Origin of the sequence: Rugamonas sp. DEMB1, assembly GCF_029834475.1 — a bacterium.
GTDB classification, from domain to species: Bacteria; Pseudomonadota; Gammaproteobacteria; order Burkholderiales; family Burkholderiaceae_D; genus Rugamonas; species Rugamonas rubra.
Map to the genome: position 1 here is coordinate 4,169,171 of NZ_CP122407.1, position 19,554 is coordinate 4,188,724.

The 19,554-nt window shown below is 64.2% G+C and carries 22 protein-coding genes and 1 pseudogene; 9 read left to right on the forward strand and 14 right to left on the reverse strand.

The features are described 5' to 3' along the window. Positions 1 to 53: 53 nt before the first annotated feature. Genes QC826_RS19045 through modA form a run of 3 tightly spaced genes read right to left on the reverse strand, consistent with a single transcriptional unit; the run spans position 54 to position 2,262 of the window. A complete protein-coding gene (locus QC826_RS19045) occupies positions 54 to 755 on the reverse strand; it encodes an ATP-binding cassette domain-containing protein (protein WP_279766537.1) in 702 nt (233 codons plus the stop codon). Positions 756 to 762: 7 nt separating this feature from the next. Beyond that, positions 763 to 1,482 (reverse strand): molybdate ABC transporter permease subunit, encoded by a 720-nt coding sequence (gene modB / locus QC826_RS19050; RefSeq protein ID WP_245774268.1) that lies wholly within the window; start codon positions 1,480 to 1,482, stop codon positions 763 to 765. Positions 1,483 to 1,488: 6 nt separating this feature from the next. Continuing rightward, positions 1,489 to 2,262 (reverse strand): molybdate ABC transporter substrate-binding protein, encoded by a 774-nt coding sequence (gene modA, locus QC826_RS19055; RefSeq protein WP_279761974.1) that lies wholly within the window; start codon positions 2,260 to 2,262, stop codon positions 1,489 to 1,491. Positions 2,263 to 2,422: 160 nt separating this feature from the next. Here modA and QC826_RS19060 point away from each other — a divergent pair. The 8 genes and pseudogenes from QC826_RS19060 to QC826_RS19095 all read left to right on the forward strand — a co-directional run bounded on the left by QC826_RS19060 (position 2,423) and on the right by QC826_RS19095 (position 7,495). Continuing rightward, positions 2,423 to 3,072 (forward strand): annotated as a pseudogene (locus QC826_RS19060) (GbsR/MarR family transcriptional regulator). Between the two features lies 1 nt (position 3,073). Continuing rightward, the gene (gene cydP, locus QC826_RS19065) at positions 3,074 to 3,346 is read left to right on the forward strand and encodes a cytochrome oxidase putative small subunit CydP (RefSeq protein WP_279761975.1); all 273 of its coding nucleotides are present in this window, start codon (positions 3,074 to 3,076) and stop codon (positions 3,344 to 3,346) included. A gap of 78 nt (positions 3,347 to 3,424) precedes the next feature. Next, complete coding sequence (locus tag QC826_RS19070; RefSeq protein ID WP_409567892.1) at positions 3,425 to 5,005, forward strand: cytochrome ubiquinol oxidase subunit I; 1,581 nt, start codon at positions 3,425 to 3,427, stop codon at positions 5,003 to 5,005. Positions 5,006 to 5,014: 9 nt separating this feature from the next. Next, entirely contained in the window at positions 5,015 to 6,157 is a 1,143-nt protein-coding gene (cydB, locus tag QC826_RS19075) for a cytochrome d ubiquinol oxidase subunit II (protein ID WP_279761977.1), read from the forward strand. A 14-nt stretch (positions 6,158 to 6,171) separates the two neighbouring features. Continuing rightward, positions 6,172 to 6,330: a cytochrome bd-I oxidase subunit CydX gene (cydX, locus tag QC826_RS19080; protein ID WP_279761978.1), complete on the forward strand. Its 159-nt coding sequence runs from the start codon at positions 6,172 to 6,174 to the stop codon at positions 6,328 to 6,330. A gap of 59 nt (positions 6,331 to 6,389) precedes the next feature. Next, positions 6,390 to 6,671: a type II toxin-antitoxin system CcdA family antitoxin gene (locus tag QC826_RS19085; RefSeq protein ID WP_279761979.1), complete on the forward strand. Its 282-nt coding sequence runs from the start codon at positions 6,390 to 6,392 to the stop codon at positions 6,669 to 6,671. Positions 6,672 to 6,932: 261 nt separating this feature from the next. After that, positions 6,933 to 7,217 (forward strand): CopG family transcriptional regulator, encoded by a 285-nt coding sequence (locus tag QC826_RS19090; protein WP_279761980.1) that lies wholly within the window; start codon positions 6,933 to 6,935, stop codon positions 7,215 to 7,217. Next, positions 7,205 to 7,495 carry a type II toxin-antitoxin system RelE/ParE family toxin gene (locus QC826_RS19095; protein ID WP_279761981.1) on the forward strand — a complete coding sequence of 97 codons (291 nt, stop codon included), beginning with the start codon at positions 7,205 to 7,207 and terminating at the stop codon, positions 7,493 to 7,495. The genes QC826_RS19090 and QC826_RS19095 overlap by 13 nt, the downstream gene beginning before the upstream one ends. A 254-nt stretch (positions 7,496 to 7,749) precedes the next feature. Here QC826_RS19095 and QC826_RS19100 read toward each other — a convergent pair whose 3' ends face one another. The 5 genes from QC826_RS19100 to QC826_RS19120 all read right to left on the reverse strand — a co-directional run bounded on the left by QC826_RS19100 (position 7,750) and on the right by QC826_RS19120 (position 13,456). After that, complete coding sequence (locus QC826_RS19100; RefSeq protein ID WP_279761982.1) at positions 7,750 to 8,091, reverse strand: ATP-binding protein; 342 nt, start codon at positions 8,089 to 8,091, stop codon at positions 7,750 to 7,752. Continuing rightward, positions 8,073 to 9,293: a response regulator gene (locus tag QC826_RS19105; RefSeq protein WP_279761983.1), complete on the reverse strand. Its 1,221-nt coding sequence runs from the start codon at positions 9,291 to 9,293 to the stop codon at positions 8,073 to 8,075. The genes QC826_RS19100 and QC826_RS19105 overlap by 19 nt, the downstream gene beginning before the upstream one ends. Before the next feature lie 5 nt (positions 9,294 to 9,298). Beyond that, complete coding sequence (locus tag QC826_RS19110) at positions 9,299 to 10,660, reverse strand: sensor histidine kinase (protein WP_279761984.1); 1,362 nt, start codon at positions 10,658 to 10,660, stop codon at positions 9,299 to 9,301. Positions 10,661 to 10,670: 10 nt separating this feature from the next. After that, complete coding sequence (locus QC826_RS19115) at positions 10,671 to 12,467, reverse strand: PAS domain-containing protein (protein ID WP_313872680.1); 1,797 nt, start codon at positions 12,465 to 12,467, stop codon at positions 10,671 to 10,673. An 89-nt stretch (positions 12,468 to 12,556) separates the two neighbouring features. Next, the gene (locus QC826_RS19120; protein WP_279761986.1) at positions 12,557 to 13,456 is read right to left on the reverse strand and encodes an endonuclease; all 900 of its coding nucleotides are present in this window, start codon (positions 13,454 to 13,456) and stop codon (positions 12,557 to 12,559) included. Between the two features lie 135 nt (positions 13,457 to 13,591). On the opposite strand from QC826_RS19120, the gene QC826_RS19125 reads away from it, so the two are divergent. Continuing rightward, a complete protein-coding gene (locus QC826_RS19125) occupies positions 13,592 to 14,107 on the forward strand; it encodes a M48 family metallopeptidase (protein WP_093388464.1) in 516 nt (171 codons plus the stop codon). A gap of 88 nt (positions 14,108 to 14,195) precedes the next feature. On the opposite strand, the gene QC826_RS19130 is transcribed toward QC826_RS19125, so the two are convergent. The 6 genes from QC826_RS19130 to QC826_RS19155 form a co-directional block, all read right to left on the reverse strand. Beyond that, positions 14,196 to 14,804 (reverse strand): PEP-CTERM sorting domain-containing protein, encoded by a 609-nt coding sequence (locus tag QC826_RS19130; RefSeq protein WP_279761987.1) that lies wholly within the window; start codon positions 14,802 to 14,804, stop codon positions 14,196 to 14,198. 355 nt (positions 14,805 to 15,159) lie between these two features. Then, positions 15,160 to 15,708 carry a TIGR00730 family Rossman fold protein gene (locus tag QC826_RS19135; protein ID WP_279761988.1) on the reverse strand — a complete coding sequence of 183 codons (549 nt, stop codon included), beginning with the start codon at positions 15,706 to 15,708 and terminating at the stop codon, positions 15,160 to 15,162. A gap of 4 nt (positions 15,709 to 15,712) precedes the next feature. Next, a complete protein-coding gene (locus QC826_RS19140; RefSeq protein WP_279761989.1) occupies positions 15,713 to 16,486 on the reverse strand; it encodes a hypothetical protein in 774 nt (257 codons plus the stop codon). Positions 16,487 to 16,507: 21 nt separating this feature from the next. Continuing rightward, positions 16,508 to 17,173, reverse strand: coding sequence for a TetR/AcrR family transcriptional regulator (locus QC826_RS19145; protein WP_279761990.1), 666 nt, complete (start codon positions 17,171 to 17,173; stop codon positions 16,508 to 16,510). A gap of 70 nt (positions 17,174 to 17,243) precedes the next feature. Next, positions 17,244 to 18,530, reverse strand: coding sequence for a patatin-like phospholipase family protein (locus QC826_RS19150; protein ID WP_279761991.1), 1,287 nt, complete (start codon positions 18,528 to 18,530; stop codon positions 17,244 to 17,246). A 144-nt stretch (positions 18,531 to 18,674) separates the two neighbouring features. Then, positions 18,675 to 19,505, reverse strand: coding sequence for a phasin family protein (locus tag QC826_RS19155; protein ID WP_313872685.1), 831 nt, complete (start codon positions 19,503 to 19,505; stop codon positions 18,675 to 18,677). Between the last annotated feature and the right edge of the window lie 49 nt (positions 19,506 to 19,554).

Consider the following 19,554-nt stretch of genomic DNA (forward strand, 5'->3'; position numbering starts at 1 on the left):
AGGGCGGTTGCTCAGCCTGTTGTTCGGCCGGCTGTTTCTGCGATTGTTCGATACTAGGCTTCATATTGCGCAATTCTCTCCACATCGTCGACATCCGTGATCCTACCATCGTCCATGCGCAGCACATGTTCGCCGAAGGCCAGCGCGTCGTCCGGATCGTGGGTGATCATGATCATGGGAATGGCCAGGCGGCGTTGCAGCGCGTCCAGCTCGCCGCGCATGCGCGCGCGCAAGGCCGGGTCGAGCGCGGCGAACGGCTCGTCGAGCAGCAACGCGCGCGGATGGGCGATCAGCGCGCGCGCCAACGCCACCCGCTGCCGCTGCCCGCCCGACAACTGGTCCGGCAACTGCTGCGCCACCGCGTCCAACTCGAAGGCCGCCAGCCAGTAGCGCAAGGCCTCGTTGTCGACCCGGCTGAGCGGATTGAACCAGCCGCGCTGCAAACCGAAGGCGATATTCTGCCGCACGTTCAAATGGGGAAACAGCGCGTAGTCCTGGAACAGGTAGCCGACCTGGCGCCGCTGCGGCGCCAAGTCCAGCCCGGCGGAGCGGTCGAACAGCGCCACGCCGCCCAGCTCGATGCGGCCGGCGTCCGGCGTCATCAACCCGGCCACGGCCTTCAGCAGCTGGCTCTTGCCGGCGCCCGAGGCGCCGTAGATGACAATGCGCTGGCTGGCCGAGGCGAAGCTGGCTTGCAGATGGAATTCACGCTGGCCCGAGCGCAGCGTCTTGCGGATGTCCAACTTGATTTGCAGATCGGGCTTAGCCATGGCTGCCTCCCTTGTTGCGGTTCGGCGTGAGTTTGTTGGCCAGTATCAGCACCACGATACAGGTCAGCGAGGTGATGACGACCAGCAGGTTGGCGCTGTCGTCCTGCCCCGCCTGCACCGCCTCGTAGACGGCGATCGACAGGGTCTGCGTCTTGCCGGGAATGCTGCCGGCCACCATCAGCGTGGCGCCGAACTCGCCCATCGAGCGGGCGAAGGCCAGCAGGGTGCCGGCCAGCACGCCGCGCCAGGCCAGCGGCAGGGTCACGCGCAGGAACACCGCCGCCGCCGGCAGGCCCAGCACGCGCGCGGCCTGCTCCAGCTGCGGGTCGACCGTCTCGAAGGCCGAGCGGGCCGACTTGAGCACCAGCGGAAACGCCACCACGGCGGCGGCGATCACCGCCGCCTGCCAGGTGAAAATCAGGTTGATGCCGAAATTGGTTTGCAGCCAGGCGCCGAGCCAGCCCTCGCGGCCGATCAGCACCAGCAGATAGTAGCCCAGCACGGTCGGCGGCATCACCATCGGCAGGGTCAACATGGCGTCGAGCAGCTCGCGGCCGGCGAAGCGGCAGCGCGCCAGCAGATAGCCGAAGCCGATGCCGAACAGCAGGTCGAGCGCCGTGGCCCAACAGGCCACCTTTAGCGACAGGCCCAGCGCGGTCCACGCCGGGCCGTTCAGCAATACCTCGCGCCAGGTGGCCAGCATCTCCGCCATGGTTGCCTAGGGACGGCCGAAGCCGTACTTGCCGAGGATGGCCTGGCCGGCCGGCGCCAGCACGAAGGCGATGAACTGGCGGCCGCCGGCCTGCTGCGGACCGCTGGCGATGGCGGCGATGGGATAGGTGACCGGCGTTTCGGTCGGCACCGTCACCACCAGCTTGACCTTGTCCTTCTGCACCGCCACATCGGTGGCGTAGACGAAGCCGGCGTCGACCTCGCCGCGCGCCACGTAGTCCAGGCTCTGCCGCACGGACGTGCCGTAGATGGCCTTGGGCTCGACGGCGGCCCACAGCTTGGCCTGCTCCAGCGCGTGCCTGGCGTAGCGGCCGATCGGCACGCTGGCCGGGTTGCCCAGGGTGACGCGGGTGACGCCGGCCTGCTGCAAATCGGCCAGGCTCTTCAGCCCCAGCGTGCTCGACAGCGGCGCGATCAGCACCACGCTGTTGCTGACGAAATTCTTGCGCGTGCCCGGCTGCAGCAGCTTCATGCCCTCGGCCTTGTCCATCGCCTCCTGGTCGGCCGAGGCGAACACGTCGACCGGCGCACCCTTGCCGATCTGCTGCACCAACGCATCCGAGGCGGCGAAGTTGAGCAACACCTTGTCGCCGGCGTGCTCCTTCTCGTAGGCCCGGGCGATCTCCTTGAAGGCGTTGGTCAGGCTGGCGGCGGCCGAGACGGTGATGTCGGCGGCCTGGGCCGACACTGCGCCGGCGGACAACAGCAGCGCCAGCATCAAGCGGCGGCGGAACGGGGTGGCAGACGGCGAACAAGACATCGTGAACATCCTTTATCGGTGAGTGGGTAGCGCGATATAAGTGATTATATAGCGCCTCTGATCTTTCTGTCATACATCGAAATGAGTAGCTCCCATACGCCGAATTCTTAGATGTCCTATAATTTCAGTAATTACTGAAAATTGGAAAAGAAGGAATCATATGCAGAACCTCAGCCCGCTGGCGACCAAATTCATCCTCCACTTCGGCGAGATGGGCAGCCGCTGGGGCATCAACCGCACCGTCGGGCAAATGTACGCCCTGCTCTACGTGCTGGGCCGGCCACTCAACGCCGACGAGATCGCCGAGTTCCTCGGCTTCTCGCGCTCCAACGTGTCGATGGGCTTGAAGGAGCTGCAATCCTGGCGCCTGGTCAAGCTGCTGCACCAGCCGGGCGACCGCCGCGAATACTTCGAACCGCCCAAGGACATCTGGGAAATCTTGGAAGGCAGTTGCTCGAAGAGCGCCGCCGGCGCGAGGTCGAGCCGACCCTGTCGATGCTGCGCGACGCCCTGCTGGACACGCCGGCCACCGAGGAGGACCGCATCGCCCAACAGCGCATGCGCGAGATGTACGACCTGATCGAACTGTCCAGCTCCTGGTTCGACGACGTCCAGCGCCTGTCGCCGGAAACCCTGGCCGGCCTGATGAAGATGGGATCGACCGTGAAGAAACTGCTCGACGTCGGCGACACCGTGCGCGGCAAGCTCGGCTTCGGCCGCAGCGGCGCCAACGCCAACGCGCCGGACGAACTGGCCGAACCGGCCGACGACGCGCGCGGCGGCAGCCGCGACGGCGGCCGGGACAACTAAGATGCCGCGCCACCTGCATGGCTCCTCCCTGGCGCTGGCCATCACGCTGGCGCTGCTGCTCAAGGCCCTGGTCCTGTACGGCCTGTGGCTGGCATTCTTCTCCACCCCGCAAGCGAAACACATGCGCGTGCCGGCGGCCCAGGTGCAGCAACACTTCTTCGCCGCGCAGCAGCAGCAGCAGCAGCAGCAGCAGACAGCGCCGGCGCCGGCACCGGCACCGGCGCCGAGCGTGCAGGCGCGCGCCGCGCCGCCGCCCGGCACCCAGCGCGACTAAGCACGCCGCGCGCAGCCGCCGCGCCGCGCCGGCGGCCACAACCCATACCCACCACCCGCTCTCTCGCAAAGGTCTATGATGAGTCCTCTCGACGACGTCGTCAGTTTGTCGCGCCTGCAGTTCGCTGCCACCGCGATGTATCACTTCTTATTCGTTCCCCTCACCCTGGGGCTGTCCTGGATCCTGGTCATCATGGAGTCGGTCTACGTGATGACCGGCAAAGAGATCTACCGCGACATGACCAAGTTCTGGGGCAAGCTGTTCGGCATCAACTTCGCCATGGGCGTGACCACCGGCATCACGCTGGAATTCCAGTTCGGCACCAACTGGGCCTACTACTCGCACTACGTCGGCGACATCTTCGGCACCCCGCTGGCGATCGAGGGCATGATGGCCTTCTTCCTCGAATCGACCTTCGTCGGCCTGTTCTTCTTCGGCTGGAGCAAGCTGTCCAAGGTGCAGCACCTGGGCGTGACCTTCCTGGTCGCCCTCGGCTCCAGCCTGTCGGCGCTGTGGATCCTGATCGCCAACGGCTGGATGAACCACCCGGTCGGCGCCGAGTTCAACTTCGAGACCATGCGCATGGAGCTGGTCAGCCTTAGCGAGGTCTTCCTCAATCCGGTGGCCCAGGTCAAGTTCGTCCACACCGTCGCGGCCGGCTATGTGACGGCGTCGATGTTCGTGCTCGGCATCTCCGCCTTCTACCTGCTGAAGGCGCGCGACATCCCCTTCGCCCTGCGCTCCTTCGCCATCGCCGCCGGCTTCGGCCTGGCCTCGACCCTGTCGGTGATCGTGCTGGGCGACGAGTCCGGCTACACCGCCGGCGAGGTCAACAAGGTCAAGCTGGCCGCCATCGAGGCCGAATGGGAGACCGAGCCGGCGCCGGCCGGCATCACCCTGATCGGCCTGCCCAACGACGCCGCCGAGCGCACCGACTACGCCGTCAAGATCCCCTACGTGCTGGGCCTGATCGCCACCCGCTCGGCCGACCAGCAGGTGACCGGCATCAAGGAACTCAAGCGCAACCACGAAGTGCGCATCCGCAACGGCATGAAGGCCTACGCCGCGCTGAGCCGGCTGAAGGCCGGCGACAAATCGCCGGAGGCGCGCGCCGCCTTCAGCGCGCTCAAGGACGACCTCGGCTACGGCCTGCTGCTGAAGAAGTACACGCCCCAGGTGATCGACGCCACCGAAGCGCAGATCAAACTGGCCGTCAACGACACCATCCCCAAGGTGGCGCCGCTGTTCTGGTCCTTCCGCCTCATGGTCGGCCTGGGCATCCTGTTCCTGTTCATCTTCAGCGCCTCGTTCTACTTCCTGGTGCGCAAGCGCCTGGCCTCGCAACGCTGGCTGCTGCGCCTTGCCGTCTGCGCCATCCCCCTGCCCTGGGTCGCCGCCGAGCTCGGTTGGGTGGTGGCCGAGTACGGCCGCCAGCCCTGGACCATCGCCGGCATCCTGCCGACCCACCTGTCGGCCTCGACCCAGTCGGTCGGCAACCTCTACTTCAGCCTGGCCGGCTTCATCGGCTTCTACACGCTGCTGCTGGTGATCGAGATGACGCTGATGCTCAAGTTCGCCCGCCTGGGACCGAGCAGCCTGCACACCGGCAAGTACCACTGGGAACAAGCGGCGTTGGCGGCACAGCCCGCCGCGCATTGAGGAGAGAACATGTTATTCGACTACGCAACGTATAAAGTGATCTGGTGGTGCTTCGTCGGCGTGCTGCTGATCGGCTTCGCCCTGACCGACGGCTTCGACTTCGGCGTCGGCATGTCGCTGCCCTTCCTCGGCAAGAACGACGCCGAGCGGCGCGTCATCATCAACACCATCGGCCCGACCTGGGAGGGCAACCAGACCTGGTTCATCGCCGCCGGCGGCTGCCTGTTCGCCGCCTGGCCGCTGGTTTACGCGGCGGCCTTCTCCGGCTTCTACATCGCGCTGATGCTGTGCCTGTTCGCGCTGTTCTTCCGCCCGGTCGGCTTCGACTACCGCAGCAAGATCGCCGACCCGCGCTGGCGCAACGCCTGGGACTGGGGCCTGTTCACCGGCGGTTTCGTGCCGCCGCTGATCTTCGGCGTGGCCTTCGGCAACCTGCTGCAGGGCGTGCCCTTCGCCTACGACGACACCATGCGCATGAGCTACAGCGGCGACTTCTTCGGCCTGCTCAACCCCTTCGGCCTGCTGGCCGGCGTGCTCAGCGTGGCCATGTTGGCGATGCACGGCGCCACCTTCCTGCACCAAAAAACCGAGGGCGACATCGCCCGCCGCGCCCGCAGCCTGGCGATCTGGGCGGCGGCGCTGACGATGCTGCTGTTCTCCGCCGCCGGCGTGTGGGTTGCCACCGGCATCGCCGGCTACCGCATCGACACCATGCCCGACGTCAACAGCGCCTTCATGCCGGTCGCCAAGACGGTGCTGCAGGCGCGCGGCGCCTGGCTGGACAACTACACCCGCTACCCGCTGACGCAAGCCTTCCCGGTCGCCGCCATCGCCGGCGCGGCGCTGGTGATGCTGCTGAGCGCGCGCCGCCACACCGTTAGCGCCTTCCTGGCCAGCGGCCTGAGCGTGGCGTCCATCATCCTGACCGCCGGCGCGGCGATGTTCCCCTTCATCATGCCGTCGTCGCTGGCGCCGGGCAGCAGCCTGACCGCCTGGGACGCCGTGGCCAGCCACAAGAGCCTGGGCGTGATGTTCTGGGTGGTCGTCGTCATGCTGCCGATCATCGTCCTATACACCAGTTGGGTCTACCGCGTGGTGCGCGGCAAGGTCACGCTGGAGCACATCCGCGACAACGAACACACCGCCTACTAAGAAAAGGAGCAACCATGTGGTATTTCGCCTGGATATTGGGGATCGGCCTGGCGCTGTCCCTGGCCATCATCAACGTGATGTGGCTGGAGGCCAACTACGCCTTCGGCCAGCGCGACGAGGAGCAAACCCGCGCCGCCTTCGAGAACGCGCGCCGGCGCGGGCGCGAACGCTGAGCGACGGCGCCATCATCCATCCGCGTCATGGGTATAATGCACATTAAGCACCCACGTTCATGATGCGCATTGGGCTAAATATGAAACCGGCACGCCTTGCTTCACATGCAGCGAAAATACCGTCCAAGAAGGCCACCAACATCAGTCTGGCCATGGACGGTTACCTTGACGCAAAAAACCTTGGCTTCAACATTTCCCAAGTTTGCGAACAAAGACTGCGCGAAGAAATACAGATGCGCAAGGAACCGCAGTGGAACGCACAGCATGCCGAATTCATCGCGGCCTACAACGGCGTAGTCGAAGCAGAAGGCGTGGCACTGCAAGAATGGCGCGCCTTCTGATGGGGCGTTTCGACATCTACAGCAATCCCGGCAGGAATAGAGGAAGCATTCCTTACCCAGATCCATCAATTTGACATCCAGACCGCGCTGGATAGGGTATTCGGCGCCTATTGACCTAAAGCGTGACGAGCTGACTCACCAGGACATCGGCCAAATTGTAGGACGACCTCAAGCACAGATTTGACGCCGCCGAACGTGGCACTTGAGGCAAAGCCTGGAACGGTGTTACCCTAGTAACACCCTCACACGCACTCAATTATCATGTCGACCACTTCGCTCAAGCTATCTGAGGAACTCAAGCAGCGGGCCGCTTCCGCTGCCCAAGAATTGGGGGTCAGCACCCATGCCTTCATGGTCGACGCGATCCGGCAGGCTGCCGATGGCGTTGAGCAGCGCTCACAATTCCTGGCGCAAGCCCAGAGCGCGCACGCAGCAATGCTGCAAAATGGACAAGGCTACAATGCGGACGACGTTCACGCCTATCTGCGGGAACGTCTCGCCAATAGGCAGACGGTCAAGCCAGCGCTCAAACCATGGCGCAAATAAGCTATTCAAGCCAGGCGCTTGCCGACCTCGAACGCATCAACGATTTTCTGTCGGAAGGCGGCTTGAACGAGCTGGAAACATTGGACCTTATCGATGAGGCCATCAGCATTCTTGGCCGTCATCCAATGATCGGACGGCAAGTAGAATTCGGCCTACGCGAACTTGTAATCTCGCAAGGTCAAACGGGCTATGTCGCTCTCTACACTTACGAAGCGAAATATGATGCGATTCTGGTGCTCGCTATCCGACACCAACGGGAAGCCGGGTTTCATGGCTAGGCAACGCGTTCGATGGCATCCCCCCGGAAAGTGAAAGCACGCATTCGATGCGAATACTCAGCTATATGATCTGGCCATGTGAGTTGGATTTTGGCCCCGGACGGACGCGATGCATGCGAAAATCAAACGCAGCGGGGAATGGCCGCTCAACTAAGATGAAGCACAGGCACACTGTCCCGCCAAGCAGTGCCAGCAGAAAATTTCGGTGCACGCTATGGTCGTCGACCATCAGTATGCTCGCCACGCGGTTCCCTTCACGCCCGGCCCGGAACAGGCGCCGCCAAACTGAAATAGAACGTCGCGCCGGCGCCGGGCCTGCTCTCGCACCACAGCCTGCCGCCGTGCCGCTCGACGACGCGCTTGACGATGGCCAACCCGACCCCGGTGCCGGGAAAGTCGGCGTCGCGATGGAAACGGTGAAACGGTTCGAACAATCCCTTCGCGTTGGCCACATCGAAACCGGCGCCGTTATCGCGCACATAGTAGGCCGGGCAAGGAGCATCCGGCACAAAACCGAGTTCCACCACGGCCTGCGGGGTCCGGCTAGAATACTTCAGGGCATTGCCCAGCAGATTGATCAGCACCTGGCGCAACATGCCCTCGTCGCCCCATGCCGGCGGCAGTTGACCGCACACGAAGTTGGCGGCGCGCGCACCCGGCATGCCGGCCAGGGTGGCGAACTCGGCCAGCGCCAAGCTGCCCTCAGGTCGACCGGCTCCATCGTCAAGACGTGTTCGCGGTTGGACTTGAGAAAGGCAAGGTAGTCCTCGACCATGCGCTCCATCTGCAACGCGCTGGTGCGCACGTAGTCGATGAATTTCTGTCCGGAGGAATCGAGCCGCTCCCGGTGGCGCTCGGCCAGCAGATAGGAAAAGCCGGAAATGGCCGCCAGCGGGCCGCGCAGGTCGTGGCTGATCGCGGCGGCGAACGCCTCCAGTTCCGCGCTGACGGCCTCGTGCTTGTCCTTTTCCGCCATCAGCTCGGCCACCTGGCGCGTCAGCGCCTGGACCCGGCTGTGCGCGTGTGCGCGGTCGGTGGCGTCGACCAGCACCACGACCGCGCCCAGCGTCATGCCGGTCTCATCGGTAATGGGCGAGGCGCTGTCGTCGACAAAGCATTCCGCGCCCGAGCGCGCGACCAGCACGGTATCCGGGTCCAGTCGCACCACGACGCCATCGCGCAACGCCCGGGTGGCCGGATCCTCCAGCAGCGCGCCAGTATCGTGATGCTTGAGCCGCAGCACTTGCGCGCACGGCTTGCCGGCGGCCTCGTCCTGGGTCCAGCCCGTCATTTTTTCAGCGGCCGGATTGAGCAGCGTGATCTCGGCGCGCATATTGGTGGCGATGACGGCATCGCCCACGCTGCTGAGCGTGGCACTGAGCCAGCGCGCCGCCTGGCGCGCCCTCTGCTCCATCGCGTGGCGCGCCGGCGCCAGCTCCAGCGCCACGCGCAACTGCGCATCGTCAAACGGCTTGACGATGTAACCGGCCGGATCGGTCAGCTTGGCCTTGCGCAGCGTGGCCGCATCGCTGTGCGCAGTCAGGTAGATGACGGGAATGTTCAAGTCGTCGCGCAGCACGGTGGCGGCCTCGATGCCCTCTGGCTTGCCGTGCAGCATGATGTCCATCAGCGCGACATCGGGCCGGGTCGCCTCGGCGAAGGCCACCGCCTCGGCCCCCGTGTCGGCCGCGCCGGCGACGTCGAAGCCGAGCTCGACCAGCCTTTGCTGCAGGTCTTCCGATACGACGATCTCGTCCTCGACCACCAGGACGCGGATTTTTTTTTCAGCGTCTTGCATATGGGTTACGGCGATCCGGTCGCCGCCTCCTTGAATTGGATGTCAAACCCCGTGTTGCCGGGGACCGAACGGAACGTGATGGCGGCGCGCAGCTGTTTGGCGAACATCCTGACCAGGCGCAATCCCAGGGACGATGCATTTTCCAGCTGGAAATCGGGCGGCAAGCCGACGCCGTCGTCGTGCACGCCCAGGATCAGCGTGCCGTCGGCGGCCAAGTCGATCGACACCAGCAGGCGGCCCTGGCGGTTGTCGGGAAAGGCGTACTTGAGCGCGTTGGTCAGCAGCTCATTGAGCATCAGCCCCACCGGCACGGCGGTGTCGATGGTGACCATGGCCGGATGCAGCCGCGTTTCCAATCGCACGCGCTCGTTCGCGCTGTAGGTGCGCAACAGGATGGCGGCGAGCGATTGCACGTAGTCGGCCAGGTCGACTAGCGCCAGGGTTGCGGATTGGTACAGTTTTTCGTGGATCAGCGCCATGGAGCGGATGCGGCCCTGGCTTTCCTGGAACTTCGCCAAGGTGGTCGGATCGCTGATATAGCCCGACTGCAGCGACAGCAGGCTGGCGATGATCTGCAGATTGTTCTTCACCCGGTGATGGATCTCCTGCAGCAGCGCTTCCTTGTCCTTGAGCGAGGCGCGGATCTGGTGCTCGATCTCCTTGGTGCGGGTGACGTCGCGGATGGCGGCCGAGACCAGCGTCCCCTCGTCCGTTTCGACCGGGCTGAGCAGAATTTCGGTGGAAAACTCGCTGCCGTCCTTGCGCCGGCCGTGCAGTTCCAGGTCTGCGCCCATGGGCCGCACGCGCGGTTCGGCGCCAAACCGCAGGCGGTGGACGGGATGGTGCTCGCGGAAACGCTCCGGCAGCAGAATTTCCAGCCGTTGGCCCAGCAGTTCGGCGCGTTCGTAGCCGAACAGCTTTTCCGTCTGCGCATTGACCAGCACGATGCGCCCGCCGTCGTCGACGATCACGATCGCGTCGGGCGCCGTTTCGAGCAGGGCCCGGAAGCGCTCTTCGAGCCGGGTGCGCTCCTGCATTTCGCCGGCCAGGTCGTCGAGGATGTTGAGCACCGCCTTCTGGATTTCTTCCAGGTGCATTTTCTCGTCGCCGGAGTCTTCCAGAATATTGAGCACGGCCCTTTGCGTCAACTCCAGCTGAGCCCGTTCGCCGGCCGCATCGTCGAGAATGTTGACGACGGCGCGCTGGGTGTCGCGCAGCAGTTCGCGCTCGGTTGCCGCGTCCTCGAGAATATTGACGACGGCGCGCTGGGTCGCATGCAGGCGCGCCGTTTCGGCGGCGGCGTCGTCGAGAATATTGAGCAAGGCCCTGGCGTAGTCGTCCTGGCTATATTTTTCGGGGAGGTCCATGGTGGGGCACTTAGGCACCGCTCTTTCGGCGCAGCTCGTCGATGGTCTTCTTCCCCTCCGCGATTTCCTTCTTCAGTTCGATCATTTTCAATTCACGGCCGACGGTCAGGCGCTGGAATCGTTCCAGTTCGGCAAGGCGTTCGAGCTCATTGTTGCGCTGTTCCGCAACGGCCGCCTCGGCCTTCTTTTGCGCCGTCACGTCGCGCGCGGCGGCGAACACGCCCAGCACCTTGCCCAGCGTGTCCTTATATACCGAAGCGTTGTACAACACATCGGTGAGCTTGCCGTCGCGATGGCGGATCGTCAGCGGATAGTTCGATACCTGGCCCTTCTCGAAAACTTGCTTGTAGCCCTCGCGGGCTTTTTCAGGCTCAGTGAAATAGTCGGAAAAGTCGGTGCCGATCAACTTTTCGCGCGCCAGGCCCGTGATTTCGGCCGAGGCTTCGTTCACGTCCGTGATCTTGCCCTCCACGCTGATCGTGACCAGGGGGTCGAGCGATGCTTCGATCAGGCTGCGCGCATATTGCGAGGCTTGCTTTTGCACGGTGACGTCGCGCGCCGCGGCGAACACGCCGAGGACGTTGCCGCCCGAATCCTTGTAGACCGAGGCGTTGTAGAGCACGTCCGTCTGGCGCCCGTCCTTGTGGCGGATGGTCAGCGGGTAGTCGGTGACGAAGCCTTCCGCAAACACCCTCTCGTAGCCTTCGCGTGCTTTTTGCGGCTCCGTGAAGTAGTCGGAAAAATCGGCGCCGATCAGGCGCTCGCGCTCCACGCCGGTGACCTTGATCGAACCTTCGTTCACGTCCGTGATCTTGCCTTTCGGGCTGATCGTCACGAGGGGGTCGAGCGAGGCCTCGATCAGGCTGCGCGCATATTGCGAGGCCTGCTTTTGCGCGGTGACGTCGCGCGCGGCCGCGAACACGCCCAGTACGCCGCCCTGTGCATCCTTGTACACCGAGGCGTTGTACAGCACGTCGGTCAGGCGGCCGTCCTTGTGCCGAATGGTCAACGGGTAGTCGGTGACCGCCCCCTTGGAGAACACTTGCTGGTAGCCTTCGCGCGCCTTCTCCGGTTCAGTGAAGTAGTCGGAAAAGTCGGCGCCGATCAGCCGTTCGCGTTCCACACCCGTCACCTTGATGGAACCCTCGTTGACGTCGGTGATCTTTCCTTCCGGGCTGATGGTCACCAGTGGGTCGAGCGAGGCTTCGATCAGGCTGCGCGCGTAGAACTGGGTCGCCTTCAATTCTTCCGTCAGGCGGATTTCATCCGAAATGTCCTTTGAAATCAGCAGAAAACCGATGGGATTGCCATTGCCGTCACGGCGCGGCGTGATGACCACGCGCGCCGTGAAGCGCTCGCCGTTTTTCCGCACGCGCTGAATGGTGCCTTCCCACTTGCCCAACTTCAAGGCGGCGCTCATCACCTGCTCGGGCTTGCCGGCGGCAATGTCCTCCGGCGTATGCAGCATGGCGGAGTTGGCTTTGCCGATCACCTCCTCAGGCGCGTAGCCATACACCCGGCGTGCTCCTGCATTCCAAAGCTCGATCTTGCCCGTGAGGTCTTTGCCGACGATGGAATACTCGGTTGAAGACTCGAGAATGTTCTCCAAGAATGCGGACTGCTCGGTGGCTGGCGCGTGTGTCGCAGCCGTTGCTGACTTGACAGACTTGGAATACGATGCCATAAGCTCCATCCCTTGATCCGCAGGGCCACGCCGCATTAACGCCTGGCGCCTTGATTTAGTTGCGAGACCTGCTACGGCCCGCTCGCCGACGCAGTATTCAAATGTGGTGCCGGAAGCACCCATGAAGTTGTTGCAATCAAGAACATCTCGAAATGTGAATTCAAGTATACTCGCCGTTTACTTTCTTGTCGATAAATCAGCGGAGCGTGGATTTATTCGCAACACCTTGGCAAGCGATCGCCAAGCGGCTCGCTGAGCAGCTCCAGCGTCAAGCCGCCCCGCAACAGCGGCTTGGCGAGAATCTGGTACACATCGATGTCGAACTGCGCCGCGGCGCGCGGCGGCGCCCGCTTGCGGCCCGCCGGGCGCGGACCGAGATAGCACCAGCGGTCCACCAGTTGCACTTGGCGCAGCCCGTCCGACTCCTCGACGATGCCGACTGGCCCCGCGTACGGCCACGGCGCCACGCGCCACGGCAGCAAGGCGGCGCTGACGCGCGCCGCGTGCTGCGCCACCTCCACGCCGACACAGGCGCCGCCGCAGCGCCCCAGTTGCCGCGCGAAACAGGGCCGGCCGCGCGCCAGCGGCTCCAGGCCCAGCACACCGGCGCACAGGCCGTGCGCGTCGGCCAGCTCGCGCAGCGCCTGCTGCGCGCTGGCCCGGCTGCCGTACAGTCCGTGCAGGCCCTCGGTGGCGGCGAAATCGCAGTCGCGCGCGAACACCAGCTGCGGCGCGCCGCCGTCCAGCCGCCACGAGCACATTTCGCGCAGGCGGCGCAGCTTTTGGTTGAACACCGGCTGCAACTGTTTGATCAGCCGCGACTCGCGCAGCAGCGCGCCGAGCTCGCCGCCACAGCGCTCGAAGTCGACCCGGCGGGTGCGTTGCAGCATCTGGCTCTCGTCCGGCGTGCGCAAATGGCTGAGCACGCGGCCGCGCACATTGACGCTCTTGCCGACGTAGATGGCGACGCCGGCCTCGTCGCGGAACAGGTAGACGCCGGGCTGGCTGGGCAAGGCGTCCAGGCTGGCGCGCTCGATGTGCTCGGGATAACTGAAGGAAAGGGCCGGATCGCCGTGGATCAACAGGCCGACCGAGCTGACATGGGTGCGCATAACAAGCTGAGGCTGAAAACGAGTGTGGAAAAAGAAGCGAGTCCGAAGCAAATCCGAAGCGGACCAGCCCGATCATACGGCGTTTCCGCCAAGTATGGTACATTCTCGCCTCGATTCGCTCCGCCCCACCCCGCCATGTCCGCCCTGAAGTACCTGAGTGCCTACTCCGAACAAACCCAGCAACAAGTGTCGCAACTGCTCGCGCAAAACAAATTGGGCGAGGTGCTGCTCAAGCGCTACCCCAAGGCGCACGACTTGCGCACCGACAAGGCGCTGTACCAGTACGTGCAGGACTTGAAGACCGAGTTCCTGCGCAACGCCGAGCCGATCAACAAGGTCGAGTACGACAGCAAGATCCACGTGATCAACCACGCGCTGGGCCTGCACACCTCGATCTCGCGCGTGCAGGGCGGCAAGCTGAAGGCCAAGCACGAGATCCGCGTCGCCACCATGTTCAAGGAGGTGCCGCTGGAGTTCCTGCGCATGATCGCCGTGCACGAGCTGGCGCACGTGAAGGAAAAGCAGCACGACAAGCCATTTTATAAGCTTTGCCAATATATGGAGCCGAATTATCACCAATACGAATTCGACTTGCGGCTCTACCTGACCCAGCTGGACCATGCCGGCCAGCGTTTATGGTTGCCGGGCTGACCCGCCCGCCACGCCGACTGCCCGAAAAAAAACCGCTCGATGAGCGGTTTTTTTAATTGAGCACCAACGGTGCGCGGGAGCGCAGCCCTCAGGCGGCTTTTTTACGACGGCTGACGAAGGCCAACAGGCCCAGCCCGGCGGCCAGCATGGCGTAGTTGCCTGGTTCCGGCACGGCGCTGACGTTGATGTTGTCGAACTGGAAGTCGCGCAGCACGTTGCGGTCTTCCTGCCAAGTGACCGACTTCAGGTTCGTGAAGCCGCTGAACGCGTTGTTGGTGAAGCTGAAATTCTTGCCGAACGTGGCGTCCTGGCTGATCGTGCCGCCGGCAGCGAAGGTGCCGGTGAAGGTGACCGAATTGCCGCCGACGTTAAGCTTGGAGAGCTTGATCAGGTCGATGGAATTGAAGTTGAAGGCGCCGCCGTCGGCGCGCTGCAGCTCGATAACCGAACCGAAGGTGCCCGCCACGGCGGTCGAACCGGCGTACTGCAACAAATTCAGGTTCGAGGTGGCGACCAGGCTGGCGAACAAGCCATGCGCAGTCACCTTGAAGCCGTCTTCCAGATAGCTCGGTACGGTCAGCGGCACGACGAGGCGGTTGTTGGCCAAGTCGGTGAAATCGATCACGGTGGCGTGGGCGCTGCCGGCAAGGGACATGGCGGCGAAGGCCAGGGCGGAAACGAGGGTGGAAGTTTTCAAACGAGCTCCAATGAATGTGGTCAAGTCTTGTCGCCTGCACCAAACATCTCGCGGGCCTAGACTGAAATATGTCCGAGTGATGCTATTGGAACACAAATAATGAGTTTTTGATACTTGAAGTTGCCAAATATAATTACCAGTAAAGCATGCATATTCGATATCGAAGGATTCCCGCAGGTAAGTGCTTGAAAACAATTGAATTTATCCTGGGCAACGTTGTTGCAATGCGACGCAAGGAGGCCGAATCGGTTGGCGCCGCGCGAGCGGCGACGCCGCGAACGCAAAAAAGCCGCCTGGCCTGGGCCGGGCGGCTGTTGGGTTTTAGGGCTGGGTTAGCCCGCGCCGGGTGTCGGCGTCAGGCCTGCAGCGCCCGCATCCGTTGCAACAGCGGCTCGGCCGCCGTCTCCACCATCATCAGCGCGGCGTGCGCCGGACGGATGAAGCCCTGCTCCTTGGCGTGGGCGATGAAGCCGACCAGGCTGTCGTAGAAGCCGTCCACGTTGAGCAGGCCGATCGGCTTGGCGTGGATGCCCAGTTGCGACCAGGTCAGCATCTCGAACAGTTCCTCCAGCGTGCCCATGCCGCCCGGCATGGCGATGAAGCCGTCGGCCAGCTGGGCCATCATGGCCTTGCGCTCGTGCATGTCCTTGACGATGAACTGGCGCGTCAGGCCGGTGTGCCCCACCTCGCGCTCGACCAGCGCGGAGGGGATCACGCCGGTGACCTCGCCGCCCAGGCGCAGCACCTCGTCGGCGATGATGCCCATCAGGCCGACGTTGCCGCCGCCGTAGACCAGGGCGATGTTCTCCGCCACCAGGGCGCGGCCCAGCGCGCGCGCCGCCTCGGCGTAGACGGGGTTGGCGCCGGCGTTGGCGCCGCAATATACACAAATCGATTTCGTCACGTTTCTAGTCCTCAAGTTCTTCTTTGGCCGCTTCGACGTCGAGCCGTTCCATGGCGTCGCGCGGTTCGCAGGCGGCCGCCTGTTCGTACAGGGCCACCGCCTCGGCCATTTTCTTTTTCCCGTCCAACATCACCAGCGCGTTGGCGTATTCGATGCGCGCGATGGCCGAGTCCGGGTTCAATTCCAGCGCCTTCTTGAAGTGCTTGAAGCCCTCCTCCTTCTTGACGCCGTAGGTCAAGCCGCCGATCATGGCGCCGACCTTGTCGATGATCTCGCTGTGGTAGGCGCCCAGCGCGATATGCGCGTCGGCATGCTTGGGCGCCAGCTTCAGCGTGCTGTCCAGGCTGTGCTTGACCTTGGCGCCGACGCCCTGCGCCAGCGCCTTGACCACCGAGATGCCCTGGGCGTAGCGGCCCAGTGCGTAGGCGTGCCAGTAGAAGCCGGCGGCGTTGCCGGGCTGCTCGCGCTGCTGGCGCTCGCAGCGCTCGGCCACCTCCTCGTAGGTGGCGATGCGCTTCTTCTCGCTCTTTTCCAAATAGGTGGCATAAATGCAGGTGGCCTTGTGCGCCACCGAGTAGCCGGCCACGCCGATGTCCAGGCCGAGCTTGGCGGCCTGCTCGAAGTCGCCGGCATGGAAGGCGATCCAGACCTGCACCAGCGCCGGGTCGCTCGGGAAGGGTTCCGCATCGCCCACGTGCAACCTGGCCCAGGCCTTCTTCAAACTGGCCGGGGTGTACACATAGGCCGGGTCGGGATGCGGAAATTTACTCCATGCCATATTTGGTCTCCGTAAAGGGTTTTACTTCAGCTTTTTCAAATATTCTTCGGACAGTTTTTGGAACAAGGTATGGGTTTCGCCGCGCAGATACGGACCGATCTGCGACAGCACCTGGTAGCAGCCGCGCGCCAAGGCGTCGGCCATCGACTGCTGCTCGGTGTATTTGCGCGGGTTGCGCACGTACTCGTAGGACAGCCAGTAGGTCGCCACCACCACCATGTTGGTGGCCATGGCGTCGATCGCCGCGTCGGAGGCGTCGAGCGACTTCTCGCTGCGCAGGCTCTCGCACAACTGCTTGGCGACCTTGATCTTGTGCGCCAGGATCTGCTTGAAGTGCAGCTCCAGTTTGCGGTTGCGCGACAGCAGGTCGTTCAGGTCGCGGTAGAAGAAGCGGTAGCGCCAGATCAGCTCGAACATCAGGTGCAGGTACAACCACACGTCCTCGATGTTCGAGCGGCGCCCGTCGGGCACCGTCAGGATGCGCTCGATCTCCGCCTCGAACTGGATGAAGATCGAATTGACGATGTCGTCTTTATTGCGGAAGTGGTAATACAGGTTGCCCGGCGAGATATTCATCTCTTCGGCGATCACCGTGGTGGTGATATTCGGCTCGCCGAATTCGTTAAACAAGCGCAGGGATAATTCCAGAATGCGTTCGCGGGTGCGGCGGGGAGCTTTTTGTAGCATAGCAGGAGATCTCTCTTTATTCTCCTGCAAGCATAACACCGATACCGCGATCTTAGAAACAGATGGGCGCTTAAATGCCATGGGCGACTTTTAAATACCGTTCAAGGTCGTCGAGTGTGGCCTCCAGCCGCGCCAACGCCTTGCGCGCCGGCGCCTGGCTGACCAGGCTCAGGCTCGTGTCGCGCAGCACCGCCAGGTTCAGCCGCAGGCCGTGGCGGGCCAGCTCGGGCCCCAGCGTGGCGCGCTGCTGCCACAGCATCAGCCGGGTGTTCTGGTAGGCCAGCTCGCACATGCGGCGGCGGTTGTTGTAGCTGAAGATGTTGGAGAAGAACATCTCGGCGTCGTCCTCGCCCGGCTGGAACAGCAGGATGTCGACCTCGGGATGGCTGACCCGGTAGCCGGCCATGCCGGTCTCCAGGCGCGAATGCAGGATCGCCCGCAAGGTCTGCGCCAGCACGTCGACCAGGCCGCCGCTGGCCAGCTTGCGCGCGCCGGCCCGGATGCCGGCGTTGTAGGGCACGATGGGGTTGACGCACAGCAGCAGGTCGACGCCGTGCTCCAGCGCGATCGAGGCGTGCATGGTCTTGCGCAGCGCGCCGTCGACGAAGTGCTCGCCGTCGATCTCCACCGGCGGGAACAGGCCGGGCACGGCGGCGCTGGCCTGCACCGCCCGCGAGATCGGCACGTGGTCGCGCCCGGGCGTGCCGAAGCGCACCGGCTTGCCGGTGTCGAGGTCGGTGGCGACGATCACCAGCTTGTGGCGCAGGCGGCGGAAGTCGTCGCTGCGGCCGGCCTGGGCGAAGCTGGCGCGCAGGAACTCGCCGATGGCGTCGCCGGTGAAGAAGCCGGCCGGCAGCACCTCCTTCATGCGCTCGAACGAGGCGGCCAGGCTGCCGTTGCCGCCCCAGTAATGGACCAGCGAGCCGGCCAGCAGGCCGGGCAACGCGGCGACGCGCTTCTCGAACTCGTCGCAGGCCGGGCGCAGCAGCGTCTCCGGCTTGAACAGCACGGCGCCGTCGACGGCGGCGACATCGCTTTCGATGAACAGGCGGCACATCTGGCGCGGCGTGACGCCGTTGGCCAGCCCGGCGGCGATGATGCCGCCGGCGCTGACGCCGACATAGATCTCGGCCTCGGTCAGGTCCAGGCCATCGACCGCCTCTTCCAGCGCGGCCAGCGCGCCGATTTCGTAGACGGCGGCCAGCGGCCCGCCGCCGGCCAGCGCCAGTCCGACGCGCGCCGCTTTGGCACCCGCCGGCCGGCCACTGGCCGACTTGATGCCGGCCGGCTTGGCACTGGCCTGCTTGGCGCGGGCCGGCGCGGGCCGCGCCGGCGACTGTTTCAATTGCTTAGACATCCGCAGCTTTACCGATCAAAAAAAAGCCTGCGCACAGCACAAGCCCGGTCGAACCAAAACGACTACATGTTGTCCGGTTCCCCTTGGACCCGGCCCGTGCACAGGCCGGGGGGTGACGGCCAAGGGGAATCGGCGCGGCGGCGATTACACCGCTGGAGTCACAGCATTGTCGCTGTCGTTGACGGAAGCCTTCTGGGCGGCCGGTTTCTTGGCGGCGGCGGCCGTCACCGAGGCGGCGGTCGGGAAGCTGATCGCCGGTTTGGCGGCGACCTTGGCTACTGGCTTGGCGGCGGCTTTGGCGCCAGGCTTAGCGGCGGCTTTTGCGGCCGGCTTGGCTGCGGCCTTGGCGGCTGGCTTGGCGGCTGGCTTGGCGGCTGCTTTGGCGGCAGGTTTAGCTGCAGCCTTGGCGGCCGGCTTTGCTGCGGCCTTGGCCTTGGCGGCCGGTTTGGCGGCGGCCTTGGGGGCGGCCTTGCTGGCGGCCTTAGGCGCGGCCTTGGCGGCGGCTTTCGGCGCGGCCTTGGACTTCGGCGCGGCCTTCACCGCCACCTCCTTGACGGCCGGCAGCTTTTTGCCGGACAGCTCGGCGACCACCTTGCTCAGTTGCTCGACGCGCTTGGTCAGCGTCTGGATATCCTTTTGGGTCGGCACGCCGATCGAGCCCAGGGCGCGCGCGACGCGGTCCTCGAAGACCTGCTCCAGCTTGTCCCACGAACCGGCCGCCTTGCTGCCGACATCATCGGCCAGGCCGCTGACCGTGTCGCGCACGTCGGCGACTTTTTCCTCGGCGATGCTGCGGGTGCGCTTCTGTAAATCGGTGCCTTCCTTGACCAGTTTCGAGAACACGCGGCCGCCCTCTTCCTGCGCCTTGGCGAAAGCGCCCAGGCCGGCCTGCCAGATTTGCTGCGCCGAGTTGCGGACGGCACTAGCCAACTGTTTGTCATTGTCTTTTGCCAGAGTTTTCAGTTTCTTTACCATGTGTGCTCCCGTATATTTTCAAATTGAATCGGATTTACATAATTTCATT

Excerpts from the sequence above, each read along its gene's own strand:
- QC826_RS19140 (WP_279761989.1), bottom strand. The coding sequence starts at position 16,486 with ATGGCATGGAGTAAATTTCCGCATCCCGACCCGGCCTATGTGTACACC.
- QC826_RS19100 (WP_279761982.1), bottom strand. The coding sequence starts at position 8,091 with ATGTTGCGCCAGGTGCTGATCAATCTGCTGGGCAATGCCCTGAAGTAT.
- QC826_RS19155 (WP_313872685.1), bottom strand. The coding sequence starts at position 19,505 with ATGGTAAAGAAACTGAAAACTCTGGCAAAAGACAATGACAAACAGTTG.
- QC826_RS19145 (WP_279761990.1), bottom strand. The coding sequence starts at position 17,173 with ATGCTACAAAAAGCTCCCCGCCGCACCCGCGAACGCATTCTGGAATTA.
- QC826_RS19150 (WP_279761991.1), bottom strand. The coding sequence starts at position 18,530 with ATGTCTAAGCAATTGAAACAGTCGCCGGCGCGGCCCGCGCCGGCCCGC.
- QC826_RS19125 (WP_093388464.1), top strand. The coding sequence starts at position 13,592 with ATGTCCGCCCTGAAGTACCTGAGTGCCTACTCCGAACAAACCCAGCAA.
- QC826_RS19120 (WP_279761986.1), bottom strand. The coding sequence starts at position 13,456 with ATGCGCACCCATGTCAGCTCGGTCGGCCTGTTGATCCACGGCGATCCG.
- modB (WP_245774268.1), bottom strand. The coding sequence starts at position 1,482 with ATGGCGGAGATGCTGGCCACCTGGCGCGAGGTATTGCTGAACGGCCCG.
- cydX (WP_279761978.1), top strand. The coding sequence starts at position 6,172 with ATGTGGTATTTCGCCTGGATATTGGGGATCGGCCTGGCGCTGTCCCTG.
- cydB (WP_279761977.1), top strand. The coding sequence starts at position 5,015 with ATGTTATTCGACTACGCAACGTATAAAGTGATCTGGTGGTGCTTCGTC.
- QC826_RS19105 (WP_279761983.1), bottom strand. The coding sequence starts at position 9,293 with ATGCAAGACGCTGAAAAAAAAATCCGCGTCCTGGTGGTCGAGGACGAG.
- cydP (WP_279761975.1), top strand. The coding sequence starts at position 3,074 with ATGCCGCGCCACCTGCATGGCTCCTCCCTGGCGCTGGCCATCACGCTG.
- QC826_RS19110 (WP_279761984.1), bottom strand. The coding sequence starts at position 10,660 with ATGGACCTCCCCGAAAAATATAGCCAGGACGACTACGCCAGGGCCTTG.
- modA (WP_279761974.1), bottom strand. The coding sequence starts at position 2,262 with ATGTCTTGTTCGCCGTCTGCCACCCCGTTCCGCCGCCGCTTGATGCTG.
- QC826_RS19085 (WP_279761979.1), top strand. The coding sequence starts at position 6,390 with ATGATGCGCATTGGGCTAAATATGAAACCGGCACGCCTTGCTTCACAT.
- QC826_RS19115 (WP_313872680.1), bottom strand. The coding sequence starts at position 12,467 with ATGGGTGCTTCCGGCACCACATTTGAATACTGCGTCGGCGAGCGGGCC.
- QC826_RS19090 (WP_279761980.1), top strand. The coding sequence starts at position 6,933 with ATGTCGACCACTTCGCTCAAGCTATCTGAGGAACTCAAGCAGCGGGCC.
- QC826_RS19070 (WP_409567892.1), top strand. The coding sequence starts at position 3,425 with ATGAGTCCTCTCGACGACGTCGTCAGTTTGTCGCGCCTGCAGTTCGCT.
- QC826_RS19095 (WP_279761981.1), top strand. The coding sequence starts at position 7,205 with ATGGCGCAAATAAGCTATTCAAGCCAGGCGCTTGCCGACCTCGAACGC.